The sequence below is a fragment of the Paracoccus sp. (in: a-proteobacteria) genome, assembly GCF_047605025.1.
Classification (GTDB): domain Bacteria; phylum Pseudomonadota; class Alphaproteobacteria; order Rhodobacterales; family Rhodobacteraceae; genus Paracoccus.
Genome location: NZ_JASGGO010000018.1, coordinates 59,585 through 78,862, shown reverse-complemented (window position 1 = coordinate 78,862; position 19,278 = coordinate 59,585). Strand labels below are relative to the sequence as shown.

The 19,278-nt window shown below is 64.8% G+C and carries 17 protein-coding genes; 5 read left to right on the top strand and 12 right to left on the bottom strand.

Annotation, left to right across the window (positions count from 1 at the left end; all coding sequences use genetic code 11):
* Positions 1-334 precede the first annotated feature (334 nt).
* From rpsI to QM682_RS11795, 3 genes are all read right to left on the bottom strand, one after another.
* Entirely contained in the window at positions 335-814 is a 480-nt protein-coding gene (gene rpsI / locus QM682_RS11805; RefSeq protein ID WP_415129950.1) for a 30S ribosomal protein S9, read from the bottom strand.
* A 2-nt stretch (positions 815-816) separates the two neighbouring features.
* Complete coding sequence (rplM, locus tag QM682_RS11800; protein WP_415129948.1) at positions 817-1,281, bottom strand: 50S ribosomal protein L13; 465 nt, start codon at positions 1,279-1,281, stop codon at positions 817-819.
* Between the two features lie 128 nt (positions 1,282-1,409).
* Complete coding sequence (locus QM682_RS11795; protein ID WP_415129946.1) at positions 1,410-1,853, bottom strand: PaaI family thioesterase; 444 nt, start codon at positions 1,851-1,853, stop codon at positions 1,410-1,412.
* 100 nt (positions 1,854-1,953) lie between these two features.
* Here QM682_RS11795 and QM682_RS11790 point away from each other — a divergent pair, with 100 nt between their 5' ends.
* Positions 1,954-2,754, top strand: a complete 801-nt coding sequence (locus QM682_RS11790) for an enoyl-CoA hydratase (protein ID WP_415129944.1) — start codon at positions 1,954-1,956, stop codon at positions 2,752-2,754.
* Here the strand turns inward: QM682_RS11790 and QM682_RS11785 are convergent.
* The 8 genes from QM682_RS11785 to QM682_RS11750 form a co-directional block, all read right to left on the bottom strand.
* On the bottom strand, positions 2,751-3,494 hold the full coding sequence (locus tag QM682_RS11785) for a cytochrome c biogenesis CcdA family protein (RefSeq protein WP_415129942.1): 744 nt from the start codon (positions 3,492-3,494) through the stop codon (positions 2,751-2,753). The genes QM682_RS11790 and QM682_RS11785 overlap by 4 nt on opposite strands.
* Before the next feature lie 71 nt (positions 3,495-3,565).
* Entirely contained in the window at positions 3,566-6,184 is a 2,619-nt protein-coding gene (locus QM682_RS11780) for an Rne/Rng family ribonuclease (RefSeq protein WP_415129940.1), read from the bottom strand.
* Between the two features lie 447 nt (positions 6,185-6,631).
* On the bottom strand, positions 6,632-7,957 hold the full coding sequence (locus tag QM682_RS11775; RefSeq protein ID WP_415129938.1) for a sigma-54-dependent transcriptional regulator: 1,326 nt from the start codon (positions 7,955-7,957) through the stop codon (positions 6,632-6,634).
* Between the two features lie 16 nt (positions 7,958-7,973).
* The gene (locus QM682_RS11770) at positions 7,974-9,770 is read right to left on the bottom strand and encodes a sensor histidine kinase (RefSeq protein WP_415129936.1); all 1,797 of its coding nucleotides are present in this window, start codon (positions 9,768-9,770) and stop codon (positions 7,974-7,976) included.
* Between the two features lie 94 nt (positions 9,771-9,864).
* Positions 9,865-10,533 (bottom strand): phosphoribosylformylglycinamidine synthase subunit PurQ, encoded by a 669-nt coding sequence (gene purQ / locus QM682_RS11765; RefSeq protein WP_415129934.1) that lies wholly within the window; start codon positions 10,531-10,533, stop codon positions 9,865-9,867.
* Between the two features lie 164 nt (positions 10,534-10,697).
* The gene (locus tag QM682_RS11760) at positions 10,698-11,909 is read right to left on the bottom strand and encodes an NADP-dependent isocitrate dehydrogenase (RefSeq protein ID WP_415129932.1); all 1,212 of its coding nucleotides are present in this window, start codon (positions 11,907-11,909) and stop codon (positions 10,698-10,700) included.
* A gap of 126 nt (positions 11,910-12,035) precedes the next feature.
* Positions 12,036-13,160: an HD domain-containing protein gene (locus QM682_RS11755; protein WP_415129930.1), complete on the bottom strand. Its 1,125-nt coding sequence runs from the start codon at positions 13,158-13,160 to the stop codon at positions 12,036-12,038.
* A 46-nt stretch (positions 13,161-13,206) separates the two neighbouring features.
* Complete coding sequence (locus QM682_RS11750; protein ID WP_415129928.1) at positions 13,207-13,866, bottom strand: alpha/beta hydrolase; 660 nt, start codon at positions 13,864-13,866, stop codon at positions 13,207-13,209.
* Positions 13,867-14,041: 175 nt separating this feature from the next.
* Here QM682_RS11750 and QM682_RS11745 point away from each other — a divergent pair, with 175 nt between their 5' ends.
* Positions 14,042-14,500, top strand: coding sequence for an Rrf2 family transcriptional regulator (locus QM682_RS11745; RefSeq protein WP_415129926.1), 459 nt, complete (start codon positions 14,042-14,044; stop codon positions 14,498-14,500).
* 33 nt (positions 14,501-14,533) lie between these two features.
* Here the strand turns inward: QM682_RS11745 and QM682_RS11740 are convergent, their stop codons facing one another.
* The gene (locus QM682_RS11740; RefSeq protein WP_415129924.1) at positions 14,534-15,454 is read right to left on the bottom strand and encodes a VaFE repeat-containing surface-anchored protein; all 921 of its coding nucleotides are present in this window, start codon (positions 15,452-15,454) and stop codon (positions 14,534-14,536) included.
* A 221-nt stretch (positions 15,455-15,675) separates the two neighbouring features.
* Here QM682_RS11740 and nspC point away from each other — a divergent pair, with 221 nt between their 5' ends.
* The 3 genes from nspC to QM682_RS11725 all read left to right on the top strand — a co-directional run bounded on the left by nspC (position 15,676) and on the right by QM682_RS11725 (position 19,160).
* Entirely contained in the window at positions 15,676-16,782 is a 1,107-nt protein-coding gene (gene nspC / locus QM682_RS11735) for a carboxynorspermidine decarboxylase (RefSeq protein ID WP_415129922.1), read from the top strand.
* Between the two features lie 49 nt (positions 16,783-16,831).
* The gene (locus tag QM682_RS11730) at positions 16,832-18,055 is read left to right on the top strand and encodes a saccharopine dehydrogenase family protein (RefSeq protein WP_415129920.1); all 1,224 of its coding nucleotides are present in this window, start codon (positions 16,832-16,834) and stop codon (positions 18,053-18,055) included.
* Positions 18,056-18,152: 97 nt separating this feature from the next.
* Positions 18,153-19,160, top strand: coding sequence for a GlxA family transcriptional regulator (locus tag QM682_RS11725; RefSeq protein ID WP_415129918.1), 1,008 nt, complete (start codon positions 18,153-18,155; stop codon positions 19,158-19,160).
* Positions 19,161-19,278: the final 118 nt, after the last annotated feature.

The following is a 19,278-nucleotide window of genomic DNA, read 5'->3' as shown; positions in this document are numbered from 1 at the left end:
CCGCGCTGCCGCAGCCCCGTAACCTCACAACGTTGCCGTCGTTCGGTGAAGCGGTGTTTACGGCTTGCGCACGGGGCTTGCAAGAAGAAAAATCTGGAAACACAAAAGATTTTTGCCAACACACTGAAATTTAGTTATTTTTATGTATCCATTTTGGGCAGGGCATGGGCCCGATGCGCGGGATGACAGCAGTTATGAAATCCGATTCCGGCGATCCGGGCGTGAATCACCCGTGATTCCGACTCGCTCCGAGGTGGCTTGACGGGCGCGGCGGCCGAAAAAGCAAAAACGCGGCCCCAAGGGGACCGCGTTTTGCATTCGCATGAAAGGCGGATCAGCGCTTCGAGAACTGGAACGACCGGCGCGCCTTCGCCTTGCCGTATTTCTTCCGTTCGACAACACGCGAGTCGCGGGTCAGGAAGCCCGCGGCTTTCAGCGCAGGGCGCAGCGACGGCTCATGCAGTTGCAGCGCCTTCGAGATGCCATGCTTGACCGCACCAGCCTGACCCGAGAGGCCACCACCAGCAACAGTGGCATAAACGTCATACTGACCGGCAACGCCGGCCACATCGAAAGGCTGGCGCAGGATCATTTGCAGCACGGGACGCGCGAAATATTCGGACATATCCTTGCCGTTCACGGTCACCTTGCCCGAGCCGGGCTTCACCCAGACGCGGGCAACCGCATCCTTGCGCTTGCCGGTGGCATAGGCGCGGCCCTGAGCATCGCGCTGCGCGGTGCGGAGGGGCGCTTCGGCGGCGGCGACGGAAGCGACCGATTTCAGGTCGTCGAGGGTTTTCAGATCTTCGGCCATGATCATGCGCTCCGGGTGTTCTTGGCGTTCATGGATTTGACATCCAGAACTTCGGGCTGCTGAGCCTCGTGCGGGTGCTCGGCACCGGCATAGACGCGCAGATTGGTCATCTGCTTCTTGCCCAGCTTGTTGCGCGAGATCATGCGCTCGACCGCCTTGGTCACGACGCGCTCGGGATGGGCGCCTTCCAGCACCTGGCGCGCGGTGCGGTGCTTGATGCCGCCCGGATGGCCGGTGTGCCAGTAGTATTTCTTGGCATCGCGCTTGTCGCCAGTCATCTGCACCTTGTCGGCGTTGATGATGATGACATTGTCGCCCATGTCCATGTGCGGGGTGAAAGTCGGCTTATGCTTGCCACGCAGGCGCATCGCGACGATCGAAGCAAGACGGCCCAGAACGACGCCCTCGGCGTCAATCAGGATCCATTTCTTCTCGATCTCCGCCGGTTTCGCGGTATAGGTTTTCATCGGTCGTCCCTTTGGGGGTGTGAATTCGAGATGCCGGTATATCGGCGAAAGCCTCTTGCGAATCAAGCCCCGCAATCGCCAAATAATTCATATATATCAATTTGTTACAAAATAGGTATTTAATTACCTCATGCCAAGGCCCGGTTTTCGGGGGATTTTGGCGGAATCGAATAGGTCATCGAACAACGGGCGACGGCTTCGGCCTGCCCCTCGGACCGGATCAGACATTCACCCACGGCCAGCACTCGTCCCAGCTTCAGGATGCGGCATTCGGCCAGCAGATCACACCCAGAGACAGGCTTGCGCATGAAATCGATCGATGCATTCGTCGTCACCGCAAGCGCCACCTCCCCGATGCGGGCCAGGATCGCCAGATAGATCGCCACATCGGCAAGCGCGAACATCGCCGGGCCGCTGACCGTGCCGCCCGGTCGCAAATGCTGGTCCTGAACACGAAGCCGCGCAACCAGGCGATCCCGGTCCAGGCTCTCGACCATCACCTGCCCCGCGACCTGAGGAAAGGCACGGTGCATGAAGGCATTCAGCTCTTCGCGATTCATCGCCAAGCTCATGCTTCCTCCCCTGGCCCACCCCGGCTAGACTGGCCCGCAAGGCAAGGGAATGGCAATCGGCATTCGTGCCGCCGCCGCATCGCCTGAGGAGGGGGCAAGGATGAAGGACGAACACACCCTGCCGCTGGTCCAGCGGAAGGATCATGGCGCCGTGGCCCGGCTGGAGCTGAACAGCCCCCAGAACCACAACGCGCTTTCGATGCCGATGATCCTGCAATTGGGCGCGGCGCTGGACGAACTGGCGGGCAATCGCGACATCCATGTCATTATCCTGGCCGCACGAGGCAAGGCATTCTGCGCCGGCCATGACCTGCGCGAGATCCAGGCCGCACGGAAGGACGAGGATGGAGGCCGCGCCGCCTTCTCGCGGCTTTTCTCGCGCTGCGCCGAGATGATGCTGAAACTGCCCGCCCTGCCCCAGCCCGTCATCGCCGAGGTTCAGGGCATCGCCACCGCCGCCGGCTGCCAACTGGTCGCCAGTTGCGACCTTGCGGTCGCGGCCGAAGACGCACGCTTCGGCGTCAATGGGGTGAATATCGGGCTGTTCTGCTCGACCCCCATGGTCGCGCTCAGCCGCGCGATCCCGCCCCGCGCCGCCTTCGAATTGCTGGTGACGGGTGATTTCATCGACGCCGCACGCGCATGCGAACTTGGCCTGATCAACCGGACCGCCCCCGCGCCGGCCCTGTCCCAGAAAGTGATGGAGCTTGCCCAGCAGATCGCGGCCAAGCTTCCCGCGGCGGTGCAGATGGGCAAGCGCGCCTTTCAGCACCAGCGCCACCTGGGTCTGGCCGAGGCTTATGTCTCATCCGGCGCCACCATCTGCGAGAACCTGATGCTGCCCGACACCGCCGAGGGGATCCAGGCCTTCCTTGAAAAGCGCAAGCCCGGCTGGACCTAGCCCAGCCGCGCCAGCCAGGGGAATGTCTCAAGCAGCCAATAGGCGAAGACCGGAAAGGCCCCCGTCACCAGCGCCAGCCCGACGACGATCAGAAGCGCGCCCATCGCCCGCTCGATCAACTTCAGATGCGGCTTGATGCGGCTCATCAACCCCATGGCGCGGTTGATGAAAACCGCCGAGAGCAGGAAAGGGACGCCCAGGCCCAGGGCGTAAAACGCCAGCAGCGCGGCCCCGCGCCCGGTTTCGGCGCCCGTGGCGGCCAGGGACAGGATCATGCCCAATTGCGGGCCAATGCAGGGCGTCCAGCCGAAGGCGAAGGCCAGGCCCAGCACATAGGCCCCAAAGGACGAGCCTCCCTTGTCGCCCGCATCCAGCCGCGCCTCGCTGTCCAACAACGGGATACGGATCACCCGCAGGAAATGCAGGCCCATGATCACGACGACCAGGCCGGCCCCTTTGGCCAGCCAGTCCTGATATTGCAGGAACATCCGCCCGAAAGCCGAAGCCGCCATGCCCATCAGAAGAAAGACCGTCGAAAGCCCCAGGACGAAGAACAGCGCCGGGACGATGGCGCTGCGCTCGCCCGCGCGCAGGCTGCCGACCCCTACCCCGGTCATATAGGCCAGGTAAGGCGGCACCACCGGCAGCACGCAGGGCGACAGGAACGACAGCACACCCGCAAGCAGCGCGGCAAGGGCGGCGGGGACAAAGGCGGCGTCTGCGATCTCGATTCCGAACATGCTCGAAGATTGCGGCATGAGAAAGGCGCGGGAAAGTCCCGCGCCCCTCAAAGTTCCGTCATGTGGCGGGTTTAGCCGACCGACCACCAGCCCCGGCGCTTGGGACGGGCCGAGGCATCCTCGGCCATGGCGGGCTCGGGCAGCTCTTCCTGGACCGGCTCGAATACCGTTTCAGGGGCCGCCGGCTCCTCCTCAGGCTCTAATGCCGCTTCCGTCCCCAGCGCCTCGTCCGAGGCGTTGTCCGCGGGCGTCTCCGCCGCGACCTCCTCGGGCGGAGGCACCTCGGCGGCTTCCGTCATCGACAGATCGACCGGCGCGGCCTCGGCAAGAGGCACGTCGTCCTGGACCGATTCGGGCGTTTCCTCGGCAGTGTCGGCCAGGGGCAGACTGCTCGGCTCGACGGTTTCGGCGACCTCCACCTCGGGAAGTTCGGTCGAAGCCTCTTCCGCCGGCTTGCGGCGGCGCGAGCGGCGGCGGCGCGAACGGCCTTCCTCGCCGCCGGCTTCGGCCACGGCTTCCACGGCCTCAACCTCGTCCGAAGCAGCCTCCTCCGAAGCATCCTCGGCAGGTTCGTCCTCGCTCTCGTCCGACGCCTCGACGGCATCGTTTTCGTCGCCATTGCGGCCGTTCCGGCGGCGGCGACGGCGGCGGCGGCGCTTGCCATTGCCTTCACCATGCTCGCCATGCTCGACCTCAACCGCCTCGGCCTTATCCTCGGGGGCATCCGCTTCGTCGATGATGTCCTCGGCCTCTTCCAGATCCTCCTCGATCTCGGCATCCTGGCCTTCATCGTCGATCTGGGCCATCAGCCGCGCATCGACCGAAACCACGGGGCTGGTCACCTCGGGCACGTTCCGCGTCGCGGTCTTGAACTTCTCGATGGCGTAATCGGGCGAGATCAGCGAGGGATCCGCCTCGACCCGCACGGCCATGCCATAGCGCACCTCGATCCCGGCGATATGCTCACGCTTGGCGTTCATCAGGAAGTTGGCCACCGCGATGGGCGCCTTGACCAGCACCTCGCGCGAACGCTTGCGCGTGCCTTCTTCCTCGATGGCGCGCAAGATGGTCAGCGCCATGCTGTCATCGCTGCGGATCAGGCCGGTGCCGTGGCAATGCGCGCAGGGCTGCGTCGTCGATTCCAGCATCCCGGGACGCAGACGCTGGCGCGACATCTCCATCAGGCCAAAGCCCGAGATGCGGCCGACCTGAATGCGTGCCCGGTCGGTTTTCAGCTTGTCCTTGAACCGCTTCTCGACGGCGGCGTTGTTCCGACGCTCTTCCATGTCGATGAAGTCAATGACGATCAGCCCGGCAAGGTCGCGCAGACGCAACTGCCTGGCCACCTCGTCAGCGGCCTCAAGGTTGGTCTTCAGCGCGGTGTCCTCGATCGAGCCTTCCTTGGTGGCCCGGCCCGAGTTCACGTCGATGGCGACCAGTGCCTCGGTCACGCCGATGACGATATAGCCGCCGGATTTCAGTTGCACGACCGGGTTGAACATGCCGCCCAGATAGCTTTCCACCTGGAAGCGCGCGTAAAGCGGCATCTGGTCGGTGTAATGCTTCACGTTCTTGGCATGGGACGGCATGATCATCTTCATGAAGTCCTTGGCGGTGCGATAGCCCCGCTCACCCTCGACCAGGACCTCCTCGATTTCCTTCGAGTAGATGTCGCGGATGGTCCGCTTGATCAGGTCACCCTCTTCATAGACAGGCGCCGGGGCGATGGACTTGAAGGTCAGTTCACGGATCTGCTCCCACAGCCGCATCAGATATTCATAGTCGCGGCGGATCTCGGTCCGGGTGCGCTGGCTGCCGGCGGTGCGGATGATCAGGCCGGCGCCTTCCGGCACCTCCAGTTCGGATGCGATCTCCTTCAGCTTCTTGCGGTCGGCGGCGTTGGTGATCTTGCGGCTGATGCCGCCGCCCCGCGCCGTGTTCGGCATCAGCACGCAATAGCGGCCGGCCAACGACAGATAGGTGGTCAGCGCCGCACCCTTGTTGCCGCGCTCTTCCTTGACGACCTGGACCAGCATGATCTGCCGGACCTTGATCACTTCCTGGATCTTGTAGCGGCGCGCGCGCGGCTTTTTCGGCACGCTGATTTCTTCGGCGACATCCTCCTCGGCGACGGATTCGATCCCGTCATCCTCGGCGGCGGCGTCCTGCGCCTCGTCGAAACCATCGTCCTGCGCCTCATCCTCGGCCTCGACCGGCGCGGCATGGGCTGCGCCGAACGTCTCAGCGGCATCCGCACCGCCTTCCGAGGGGTCGACGACCCCCATGCCCGCGATATCTTCCGAGACCACGGCATCGCCGGTTTCGGCCTGGGCGGGCTTGGCGGGCTTGCGGCGGCGCGGGCTGCGCTTGGAACGCTCGCCCTCATCCGCCTCGGCGGCGGCGGCCTGGCGCTCTTCCTCGATCAGCGCCTGCCGGTCGGCGGCAGGGATCTGGTAATAATCGGGATGGATCTCGGCAAAGGCCAAGAAGCCATGGCGATTGCCACCGTAATCAACGAAGGCGGCCTGAAGCGAAGGTTCGACCCGCGTGACCTTGGCCAGATAAATATTGCCAGCAAGCTGCCGCTTGTTGACCGTCTCGAAATCAAATTCCTCGACTTTGGTTCCATCGACCACGACCACCCGAGTCTCCTCGGCATGCGTGGCGTCGATCAGCATTTTCTTTGACATGTTTCCGTGTTCCAAACGGCCGGCCAAGCCCGCGCAAGCGCGGCGCCGGGGTCCGTCCGTTCATTTGGGGAACGCGACGCACCGCGCGGACAACAGCAATCGCGGCACCAAGGGCTTCCCCCTGGCACCGTCTCCGATCAAGCTGCGCTGCGCGATCCATCGCGTCTGTTTACCTTTCTTGGCCCCGACCGCAGGCGGCTAGGGCGGCGATACGACTGCCCAGAGGCCCCTTGGGGCATGGGCGCTGATTTTCCGCGCGATGAGCAGCCGGCACTTTTCGGGTGTCGCGGCAGACTTGCGCGCTGCGAAACTGATGGAGGCGAACAACCAAAGATTGCAGGGCCGCCCCTTGAGATTCACGATAGCGGGGAAGTCGGCGCGGTTACAATGGGTTTTTCGCCCAAATCCGCGCTTCCTCAACGAGCGACGGCCCGAAAAGTCGCGGGATCAAAGATAATCGCCCCGGCTCAGCCCGTATTTTGCCATCTTTTCGTTCAGCGTCCGGCGTGGCAGGCACAGCTCGTCCATGACGGCGGCGATGCTGCCCTTGTGGCGGCGCATGGTATTGTCGATCAGCATCTTCTCGAAGCTTTCGACATATTCCTTCAGAGGCTTGCCCTCGGTGGTCGTGGCCTCCTGCGTCTCCTCGCCATCCGCCATCAGCAGCGAGGCGATCGAGCCCGAACCGCGCCGGTTCTGCAAGACTGCCCGCTCGGCCACATTGATCAACTGCCGGACGTTGCCCGGCCAGGGGGCTTGCAGAAGCTGCGCGGCCTCTTGCGCGGTGACCTGCGGCGGCTCGCAGCCATATTCCTCGCTGAACTGTTCGGTCATGCGGGTGAAAAGCGCCAGGATATCCTCGCCGCGCGAACGCAGCGGCGGTAGGGTGATCTTCAACGCGGTCAGGCGATAGAACAGATCCGGGCGCAGCGAATCCTCGGCGCGCCGCCCCTCGCCCCGCGCGTTCGAGATCGCGATGATGCGCGTGTCCGCCGGCGTCCCCTGCTCGGCGATGAAGGCCAGAAGCCGGGCCTGCAAGGGGTCCGAAAGCGCCTCGATATCCTCAAGGCACAACGTCCCGCCCCGCGCCTCCTCGACTGCGGGCAGGCCGGTCTCGACGGGGCCGAAAAGCTTCGCGGCCAAAACCTCGTCGTGATAGGCGGCACAAGAAATCGGCACGAATTTCTTCGAGGCGCGCGGCCCCACCGCGTGCAGCGCATGTGCCACCAGCGTCTTGCCGGTGCCGGTCTCGCCATCGATCAGCACATGGCCATCGGCCTGGCCCAGATCCAGGATATCCTCGCGCAACCTGTCCATGACCGGGCTGGCGCCGATCAGCTTGGACATGACCTGCTGGCCTTCGCTCAGGTCGCGGCGCAAGGCACGATTGTCCAGGGTCATCCGCCGCGCCTGGCCAGCCTTCTTGACCAGTTCCGTCAGACGCTCGGGGTTGAAGGGCTTTTCCATGAAATCCATGGCCCCGATCCGCATCGCCTCGACCGCCATCGGCACGTCGCCATGGCCGGTGATCATGATCACCGGCAGACCCGAATCGATCCCCATCAGCCGCTTCAGGAAGGCCATCCCGTCCATGCCCGGCATGCGGATGTCCGAGATGATGACGCCGGGCCAGTCGGCATTGACCACCTTCAGCGCGTCATCGGCGCTGGCGAAAGTCTCGGCGTCGAAGCCCGACAGGGCCAGCCATTGGCTGATCGATTCCCGCATGTCCGGTTCATCGTCAACCACTGCAATTTTCATCGTGCGGCTCATGCGCGCCTACCTTTCTTCATTCCGCCGCCAAGCGCGCCTCGGCCGCTCGGCCGGGGTCATGCAATGGCAACTCAAGCTCGAACACAGCCCCACGGCCGCCTTCATCATCGGCGTTATGCGCGGTCAGGCGCCCACCGAAATCCGCCGCGATCCCCGACGAGATCGCCAGCCCCAACCCCGTCCCCTCGCCTGGCTTCTTCGTGGTAAAGAAGGGCTCGAACAGCTTTTCCAGGTCCGATACGCCCGGACCGTTATCCCGGACAGACAAGAATGCGTGAGAGCCGGAGCTGACGGTGATCTCGATCCTCGGCTCGCGCACGGATTTGATCGCATCGACGGCGTTGCGCAGCAGGTTGATGATCACCTGCTCAAGCCGGATGCGGTCGCAATAGACCATCACCGGATAGCGCGGCACCTGGCGCTGCAACTTGATCGTGCGCGAGCGAAGCTGCGGCTCCATCATCATCAGCGCGCCCGACAGCGCGGCGCGCAGATCGACCGGCTCGAACGCCTCGCCGCCCTTGCGGGCATAGGATTTCAACTGCCGCGTGATCGCGCCCATCCGCTCGACCAGGTCGTCGATGCGCTGAAAGCTGGACAGCGCCTCCTCGCCCCGGCCGCGCTGCAACAAAAGCCGCGCGCCGGCCAGATAGGTCTTCATCGCGGCCAGGGGCTGGTTCAACTCGTGGCTGACCCCCGCCGACATCTCGCCCAGAGCGGCCAGCTTGCTCGATTGCTGCACGGTCTGCTCGGCCACGCGCAACTCGCGCTGCACCCGCTCGCGCTCGGCGATCTCGCGGGTCAGGCGCTGGTTCAAGGCGCGCAGATCCGCCGATTCCCGCATATAGGCCGCCGATTCCACGCGCGCCCGGCGCGACAGCAGGTAAAAGGCCGCCGCCAGCAGGATGGCGAAACCCATGATCACCAGGGCCAGGACCGCGTTCACCCGCTCGCGCACCGAATCATAGGTGGTAAAGGCGATCATCTTCCAGCCGCGGAAGGGGATGCGCGTCTCGGCCTGCATCACGGCCTTGCCCTCGACATAGGCATCCGCCGGGGGCGAGGCCCAGTCCGCCGTCACCTGAAAGGCCCGCGCGATGGCCGAGGGCGCGGAACGCACCGCCAGGGCCTCGGGCATGGTCAGCCCCCGCCAGCGCGGCTCGGTCGAAAGCACGATCCGCCCTTCGCTGTCCGTGACCGCGATCGCGTCCGAGATCCCGGCCCAGGACCGCACCAGCCGCGTCAGGTCCGCGCCCACGACGACCACACCCATGGTCCGCCCATCCGCCACCACCGCCCGCGAATAGGCGAACTCGTAGGCCCCCTGCGGCGACGGCGACACGGTGAACACCGTATCCTTCGCCCGCAGCGCCTCGACAAAGAACGGCTCCTGCACATAGCTCGTGCCGATCAAGTTGCGATCCGTCGATCCCACCGTCCGCCCCGAAGCGTCCAGAAGCCGGATCGAGGACGCCCCGATCTCCTTCTGGGCCGAGATCAGCCTCGCCGAAGTCCCCGAGAAGTCATTTCCCGACAAGGCCGAGATCAGCGCCGGATCCCGCGCCAGCAATTGCGGCACGACCGAGGTGCGCTGCAATTCCGAAAGCAGGTTCCCGGTATAAAGCGCCGAGCGTAGCTCGGTCCGCACCCGCACGTTTTCCGAGAACCGCGCCGACAGCCAGCTATTGGTGAACCAGATCGCCCCCACCGCCAACACCAACAGCGCGGCGATGACCACGCGCAGGCCCCAACGGCCCGCGCGCTCCGCCCTGCCGCTTTCCATTGGTCCGGTCGATGGGGCGTCCCGCTGCATGATCCTCCGGCACGGTCCTGCGAAAGCATCCCGATCAGGGATGGCCTACTCTAATGCCCGGCCTTCATGCACTCAAGCAGCCTGCGCGGCCTTTTCAGGCGCTAATAAGGCTTCCAGTCAACGATGCAAATAGTCGCGCGCCATGAGTTCCGCCATGGGTTGCGTCGGCCGCGCGTTCAGGATGCGGCATCAGCCCCAGGACGCGGCGATTCTCTGACAGTACGCCCGCGATATCCTCGACCGAGCCATTGATTCCCGGCGCATAGGCAAAGGCGATGCGGTCCTGGTCCTGCAATGCGGCAAGCCCCTCGGCATCGATCTGATAATTGCCGTCGTGATGGGCGACGGGCAGGCGGATCTCCTCGCCATTGGCGAAACCGGCGGTATAGGGGCTGTCCTGGCTCGCTACCTTCAACGCCACCTCTCGGCAGATGAACTTCAGCCCGGCATTGCGCATCAGGGCGCCCGGCAGCAGGCCCAGCTCGGTCAGGACCTGAAACCCGTTGCAGATCCCCAGCACATAGCCCCCCTTCGCGGCATGATCGCGAACCGCGCCGGCGATCGGCGAATGCGCGGCGATCGCCCCGCAGCGCAGATAATCCCCGAACGAGAACCCTCCGGGCACCGCCACCAGATCGATGCCCTCGGGCAGCGCCTGGTCCTTGTGCCAGACCCGGACCACGTCGGCCCCCGCCCCGCCAAGCGCCACGGCCAGGTCGCGGTCGCAATTCGATCCGGGAAAGGTGATGACGGCGGCTTTCATGGCGGCACTCCGGGTTTTGCTTTGCCCCCCATACTCCAGCACGGCAGGACTGTTAAGCCGGGATCGCGGCTTTCTTTGCTTCACAAATACCCGAACGCGGCGGCGCTATAAGCGAAAAGGGCCGGGAATCCCCCAGCCCTTCGCCATTTTGCAATCCGAAAGGATCAGGCCAAAGCCTTGTTCAGGTATTGGTCGACCGTTTCCAGGTAACCCATGGTGGTCAGCCATTTCTGGTCCGGCCCGACCAGCAGCGCCAGGTCCTTGGTCATGTGACCGTCCTCGACCGCCTGCACGGTGACCTTTTCCAGGGTCTGGGCGAAATTCAGCAGCGCCGCGTTGTCGTCCAGCTTCGCGCGGTGCTTCAGGCCGCCGGTCCAGGCAAAGATCGACGCGATCGAGTTGGTCGAGGTCTGGTTGCCCTTCTGATGCTCGCGGTAATGGCGGGTCACGGTGCCATGCGCGGCCTCGGCCTCGACGGTCTTGCCATCGGGCGTCATCAGCACCGAGGTCATCAGCCCCAGCGAGCCGAAGCCCTGCGCCACGGTATCGGACTGCACGTCGCCGTCATAGTTCTTGCAGGCCCAGACATAGCCACCCGACCATTTCAGGTTCGAGGCCACCATGTCGTCGATCAGGCGGTGCTCATAGGTGATGCCGGCCTTCTTGAACTGATCGGCGAATTCGGCGTCGAACACTTCCTGGAACAGATCCTTGAAGCGGCCGTCATAGGCTTTCAGGATGGTGTTCTTGGTGGACAGATAGACCGGATAGCCCCGGTTCAGCCCGTAATTCATCGAGGCGCGGGCGAAATCGCGGATCGAATCGTCCAGGTTGTACATGGCCATCGCGACGCCCGAGGACGGGGCCTGGAACACCTCATGCTCGATGGTCTCGCCATCCTCGCCGACGAACTTGATCGTCAGCTTGCCCTTGCCCGGAAAACGGAAATCGGTGGCCTTGTATTGGTCGCCGAAGGCATGGCGGCCGACGATCACGGGCTTGGTCCAATGCGGCACCAGGCGCGGCACGTTCTTGCAGATGATCGGCTCGCGGAAGATGACGCCGCCCAGGATGTTGCGGATGGTGCCGTTGGGCGATTTCCACATCTTCTTCAGGCCGAACTCCTCGACGCGGGCCTCGTCGGGGGTGATGGTGGCGCATTTCACGCCGACGCCGTATTGCTTGATCGCCTCGGCGGCGTCGATGGTGATCTGGTCGTTGGTGCGATCACGCTCCTCGATGCCCAGGTCGTAATATTTCAGGTCCACGTCCAGATAGGGCAGGATCAGCTTCTGCTTGATGAAATCCCAGATGATCCGGGTCATCTCGTCGCCGTCGAGTTCGACGACGGGGTTCTCTACCTTGATCTTCGACATGGGTGGTCCCTTTGGTTAGGATTGGGCGATTAGGATTCGGCTGCCTCGCTATAGCGGCAAAACAGCTTCTAGGAAAGCCCGGTATGCAATCGCATACCGAAATTGCGCATAGCAGGCCGCGCCGTTCTAGCGTGCGAAACAGCCCTGCGCGCGGCCATCAAGCCAGGTCCACAAGGCCGGAGCGCCCCGCGCGATCCGGGTGCCGACGCGCTCGACCAACTGGGCATAGCTCACCTCGTATTCGATCCAGGTTCCACCGCCCGATGCGATATTCTGCATCACCGGCTGCGCACGGTCCAGCGACTTGGCAAAGATGGCGTCCGGGGTCTCGTTCGCCTCGAACTCTGCCCAAAGCGCACGCAGATCGCGCCCCAGCGGCGCGGGCAGCAGGCCGAACAGCCGATCCGCCGCCGCATCCTCGGCCGCCATCTGCGCGGCGCCGTGATGGGCGGCGCCGTTCGCAGAATGGATCGGCACGTCGCCGGTGTCGATCTCGACCAGATCGTGCAGGATCAGCATGCGGATGACGCGGCCCAGGTCGACGCCCGGCACGGCGGCGCCATGCAGGATCAGCGCGTAAAGCGCCAGGTGCCAGCTATGCTCGGCGCTGTTTTCGCGGCGCGAGGCGTCGCAAAGCGTGCTGGCGCGATAGACCGATTTCAGCCGGTCGGCCTCGGCCAGGAAGGCCAGCGGCCCGGCCAGGGCACCCGAAACCGCGCGCCCCGCCAGCATCGCATCGGCGGCAGCCATCGCCTCGGGCCATTCGCGCCGCAACCGCGCCACGCGGCCCTGCGCCATATTGTCGCGCACCACGGCCAGATGGTCGGCCCGCGGCCGGGGCGAGGACAGCACCTGAAACAGCGGCTGGACGTGATCCATGCGCTTGGCAAAGCGCGCATCCGGGGTCTCGGCCGCCTCGAACTCCAGCCACAGGTCCAGAAGGCCCCCACCCTCGGGCAGCAGCCCGAAAAGGCGCCGCGCGGCGGCGGCTTCGGCGGCGGCCACGGCGGGCAGATCATAGGGCAAATGGATCGGATGGTCGCCCACGTCAATCTCGACCAGATCATGCAGCAGGATCATGGCGATGGCGCGGTCGCTGCCGCCGAAGACCAGGGCATGAAGCGCGACATGCCAGCTATGCTCGGCGCTGTTCTCGGGACGAGAGCAATCCATCAGCACATTGGCGCGATCCACGGATTTCAGCCGGTCGGCCTCATTCAGGAAAGCGAAGCAGGCGGTCAGGTCACTCATCGGCGGGCCTTGCGAAAGGGGGACCGGACGGGCCGGCCCCGTCGGATCAGCGCGAACTTTCGGTCAGCCGGCGCCGAACATAGGTCTGCACCGTGTCGATCATCGGCTTCATGTGAACCTCGTCGTCGCGGAAGAAATGATCCGCGCCCTCGATTTCCTCATGGGTGATGGTGATGCCCTTCTGCTCGCGCAGCTTGCCCACCAGCGTATGGGTGTCCTTGGAGGGCGCCACGCGGTCGGCGGTGCCGTTGATGATCAGCCCCGAGCTTGGGCAAGGCGCCAGAAAGCTGAAATCATACATGTTCGCGGGCGGCGCGACCGAGATGAACCCGGTGATCTCGGGGCGGCGCATCAGAAGCTGCATGCCGATCCAGGCGCCGAAGGAAAAGCCCGCGACCCAGCAATGCTTGCTGTTGGGGTTCATCGCCTGCAAATAGTCCAGCGCCGAGGCGGCGTCCGACAATTCCCCGATGCCCTGATCGAACTCGCCCTGGCTGCGGCCCACGCCGCGAAAGTTGAACCGCATCACGGTGAAACCCATGCGGTGGAAGGCATAATGCAAATTGTAAACGACCCGGTTGTTCATCGTCCCGCCATATTGCGGATGCGGGTGCAGCACGATGGCGATCGGCGCATCGGGATTGGCTTGCGCATGATAGCGCCCCTCAAGACGACCTTCGGGACCGGGGAAAATCAGTTCGGGCATGGGCTTCCTTTGAAACTCGGGTTCCTTGACCCTGTGACGGCGCGGCTCTAGATCGTCAATCTGGGAAGCCCGCCAGGCACAGGCAAGACGCAGCCAAGGACGGCTCTTGGGAATTAGCCCGAAGCCCTTCCAGCGTCAATGCCGGCCCAAGAGCCGCGGAAAGCAGGGGATCACGATGAAACTTTCGACCAAGGGCCGCTATGCGATGGTCGCGCTGGTGGATCTGGCCATCGCCAAGGGCGAAGACCTGACCTCGCTGGCCGAGATTTCCAAGCGTCAGGACATCTCACTGCCCTATCTGGAGCAGCTTTTCGTGCGGCTGCGCCGTGCCGGGCTGGTGGAATCGGTGCGCGGCCCAGGCGGCGGCTACCGGCTGGCCAAGCCCCCCGAAACCATCCGCGTGGCCGAAATCCTGGAGGCCGTCGACGAGACGGTCAGCGCCATGCATGTCGGCGCGGGGGTCTCGGGCGGGATCTCGGGGTCGCGGGCGCAGACGCTCTCGAACCGCTTGTGGGAAAGCCTTTCGGCGCATGTCTATGTATTCCTGCACAACCACACCCTGGCGGACGTGGCCAAGAACCAGTTGCTGCCCTGCCCGGCCCTGCCCAAGATCCTGTCGATCGTGGACGACTAGGGCGCGGCCCCCGGCGGGGACCGCGCGGCGTTTCTACTGTTCGGGCAGATCCTCGAACAGGGTGCCGATGGCGATGGTCTTTTCCGGGACGTTCAGGTTCGGGTCAGAGGCGATCATCACCGGATTGGGCACATCGGGCAGGATCGACAGGATGCCGTTGTCGCCGATGGCCACGCGCTTCTTGTGGTAAAGCCCGATCGAGGGCATCAGCGCGACCCCCTCGAAGCCTTCGGGAACGGTGAACTCCATGGTCACGGTGCCGTTCTTGCCCTCGGGCCTGTATTCCGGGATGCTGGCATAGATGCCGGTCGACTGGCCGCTGGTCTTCATCAGCTCGCCCCACAGGGTATAGGGATAGCCCTCGACCAGGTTTTCATACGCCACCTCGGCCACGATCCTGCCGCCCGCGCCCGGAAGCGCCCGGTCGCCGTCCGCGGCGTCCCTGGCGGTCACCGCGACACGCTGGATCGCGTGGACCTGCAACACGACCGCCTCGCTTTCGGTGTCGCGGATCTGGGCGACGGGCGTGGCGTCGGCCAGGTTCGACGCATCGACCCTGCCTTCGTAAAGCGTCAGGTAGACGGCGTAGTCGATGTTGTAGCGGGTGCGGTTCTGCGGCACCGGGAACAGAAAGCTGGTCTTGCCGCTGGCTGCCTCGGGCGTCAGTTCGGCAAAGGCCGGCGCGCCCACCACCTGCTTGTCGCCGATGTGGTAAAGCTGCGCGACCAGCGTATAGGTCTGCCCGGCAGTCAGCCCCTCATAGGTCACATCGTCGCGGGCAATCCCGCCGGTGCGCATGAAAAAGCGGTTGCCGTCGGAATCCTCGACCACGGTGCTGGTTAGCTTGACCGCGCCGTCCTGGGCCAGGGCCGGGTGAACAAAGCCGGCAAGCGCCAGAACGGCGGCGATGGCGATCTTGCGGGCATCGAGTGTGTTTTGTGCGTTTTTTGTCATACCGCCCCGCTAGACAGATGCCCGAGGCGGTTCAACCCGGTTGTTCCGGCACAGGCGACACGGCGCCGAATCCGCCGAATCCGCCGGCAAAATCCGGCTGAAACACCGCCCGCCCGCCATCGGTCCGGGCCCTCATGGCAGCGTCACCCTTCCTTGCGAAATCCACGGGGTGCCCCTAAATGGACCCTTTCATCCGACCGATCCGCCACGGGATACGCGCCATGTCCGATCTGCAAACGCCCTATTACCTGATCGACCTCGCCAAGCTGCGGGTCAACATGGAGCGGATCCAGCATCTGCGCCGGGAATCGGGCGTGAAATGCCTGCTGGCGCTGAAATGCTTCGCCACCTGGTCGGCCTTCGACTTCATGCGCCCCTTCATGGACGGCACCACCTCCTCATCGCTTTACGAGCTGCGCCTGGGCCATGAGGAGTTCGGCGACGAGACCCATGCCTATTCCGTCGCCTGGGCCGATCACGAGATCGACGAGGCGCTGGGTTACGCCGACAAGATCATCTTCAACAGCCTGGGCCAGCTAGACCGCTTCGGGGACCGCGCGGCGGGCCGCGAAGTCACCATGGGGCTGCGGCTGAACCCACGCTTCTCGACCTCGGGCTTCGATCTGGCGGACCCGGCCCGGCCCTTCTCGCGCCTGGGGGAATGGGATCTGCCCCGGCTTGAGGCGGCCCTGGACCGCATCTCGGGGGTGATGATCCACTACAATTGCGAGAATGGCGATTTCGACCTGTTCGACGCGCAACTGTCGCGCATCGAGGCCGAGTTCGGCGGCTTCCTGGAAAAGCTCGACTGGGTGTCGCTGGGCGGCGGCATCCACTTCACCGGAGACGGCTATCCGCTGGACCGTCTGGCGGCGCGGCTGAAGGCGTTTCAGCGGAAATTCGGCGTGCAGCTTTTCCTGGAACCGGGCGAGGCCAGCATCACCAGGTCGACCTCTCTGGAAGTCACCGTCCTGGACCTGATCCATAACGGCAAGGATGTGGCCATCGTGGACAGCAGCATCGAGGCGCATATGCTGGACCTGCTGATCTATCGCGAGACCGCGAAGCTGCCGCGGGACGGCGATCACCCCTATCAGATCGCGGGCAAGACCTGCCTTGCGGGCGACATCTTCGGCGAGGCGCGCTTTCCCGCACCCCTGAAGGTCGGCGACCGCGTCAGCATCGCGGACGCCGCAGGCTATACCATGGTCAAGAAGAACTGGTTCAACGGCGTCGCCATGCCCGCCATCGCCATCCGGGACGAAGACGGAACGATCCGCGAGGCCCGCCGGTTCGGTTACGACGATTACAAGTCCAGCCTGTCCTGACCCCTTCGAAACCAGTCCCCCCTTCCCAGCCCTCGAAAAGGAGATCGAATTGGCCAAGAACGTGCTCATCATCGGTGCCGGCGGCGTCGCGCAGGTGGTCGCGCATAAGGTGGCGCAGAACGCCCGGGAATTCGGCAGCCTGCATATCGCAAGCCGGACCGTGACCAAGGCCGACAAGATCATCGAGAGCATCCGCGCAAAGGGCCATCCGGTCGACTTCACCGCCCACCCGCTGGACGCCATGGACAGCGCCGCCGTCGCCGCGCTGATCCGCGGGATCGACGCCGGCATCGTCATCAACGTAGGCTCGGCCTTCGTGAACATGAGCGTGCTGCAAGGCTGCATCGAGACGGGCGCGGCCTATATCGACACCGCCATCCACGAAGACCCCGCCAAGATCTGTGAGACCCCGCCCTGGTATGGCAATTACGAATGGAAGCGGCGCGAGGATTGCGAAAAGGCCGGCGTGACCGCGATCCTGGGCGCGGGCTTCGATCCGGGCGTGGTCAACGCCTATGCCCGGCTGGCCGAGGACGAATATTTCGACAGGATCGACAGCATCGACATCGTGGACATCAATGCCGGCAGCCACGGCCGCTGGTTCGCCACGAATTTCGACCCCGAGATCAATTTCCGCGAATTCACCGGCACGGTCTATTCCTGGCAGAGGGGTGCCTGGCAGGAAAACCGGATGTTCGAGGTGGGCCGGGAATGGGATCTGCCGGTCGTGGGCAAGCAGACCGCCTATCTGTCGGGCCATGACGAGGTGCACAGCCTCTCGGCCCGCTATAAGCAGGCGGATGTGCGCTTCTGGATGGGCTTCGGGGCGCATTACATCAACGTCTTCACCGTGCTTCAGAACCTCGGGCTGCTGTCGGAACAGCCCGTGAAGACCGCCGAGGGACTCGAGGTCGTGCCGCTGAAACTGGTCAAGGCGGTGCTGCCCGATCCGGCCAGCCTTGCCCCCGACTACACCGGCAAGACCTGCATCGGCGATCTGGTCAAGGGCAGCCTGAACGGCAAGCCGGGCGAGGTCTTCATCTACAACGTCGCCGACCACAAGGACGCCTATACCGAGGTCGGCAGCCAGGGCATCAGCTACACGGCGGGCGTGCCTCCGGTCGCGGCGGCGATCCTGGTCGCGCGCGGCACCTGGGACGTGAAGCGCATGGCCAATGTCGAGGATCTGCCCGCGCGGCCATTCCTGGAACTGCTGGGCGATCTGGGCCTGCCCACGCGGGTGATCGACGCCAGCGGCGACCATCCGCTGTAAACCCGACGGCGGGCGGCCGGACTCGGCCGCGCGACACTCTGGCGCGGCGGCGCAACTGCTGTCATGATCGCGACACAAGCCATCGTTGATTCGCGTCATGACCGAGCCACCCTTTCCACCCGGCGTGACCGAGGTTCCGCGTCTGCGCATCGGTTTCCTGCTGGCGCCGCGCTTTACGCTCTCGGCCTTCGCGACCTTCGTGGACGTGCTGCGGCTGGCCGCCGATGACGGCGACGGCTCGCGTCCGATCCGCTGCCGCTGGGCGGTGCTGTCCCATGACATGGCGCCGATCCAGTCCTCATGCGGGATGCGGATCGAGCCGGACGAGCGGCTGGGCGATCCCGGCCGCTTCGATTACGTCATCGTCGTCGGCGGGCTGATCGACGCGGGCCAGGGCCTGCCCGTGGAACTGGCCGCATTTCTTGGCCGCGCGGCCCAGGCGCGGATCGGCCTTGGCGGGCTTTGCACCGGGGTCTTCGCCTTAGCCCGGCTGGGACTGATGGGCGGCTATCGCTGCTGTGTAAGCTGGTTCCACCACCAGGATTTCCTGGCCGAGTTCGAAAGGATGCGCCCGGTCTCGGACCAGATCTTCGTGGTGGACCGGGACCGGCTTTCCTGTTCGGGCGGGGTCAGCGCGGCGCATCTCTCGGCCTTTCTGGTGGACCGCCATCTGGGCCGTGCGGCCGCGCGCAAGGCACTGTCCATCCTGATGATCGACGAGCCGATGGAGGGCGACCGCCCCCAGCCCGGCCTGCCGCTGGAGTTGAATGCCCGCGATCCCCTGGTCCGCCGCGCCCTGCTGGCGATGCAGCAGAACCTGCACGCACCCCTGTCCATCGCCCGCATCGCGCGCGACCTCGGCGTGGGCCGGCGCAAGCTTGAGCGGCATTTCAGCGCCGATCTGGGCATTCCCCCCGCCGACGCCTCGGTTCGCATCCGCCTGGCACAGGCACGAATGCTGCTGGCACGTACCGACCGCACCGTGACCCGCATCGCCGATGAGACGGGCTTTTGCGACGCCTCGCACCTGATCCGTGTCTTTCGCGAGACCGAGGGCGTCACCCCCGACATCTGGCGTCAGGAGCATCCGCAAAACGGTTCGTAGCCCTGGACTTGAGACTGGATCCCCCGCAGGTGATGATGGCCGCGAGCGCGAGCGCCAAGGCGAATTTCCTTGCGAGCCCGCCGTATCGGGTGGCAATCCCGCGCCCCTCCCTCGGGCG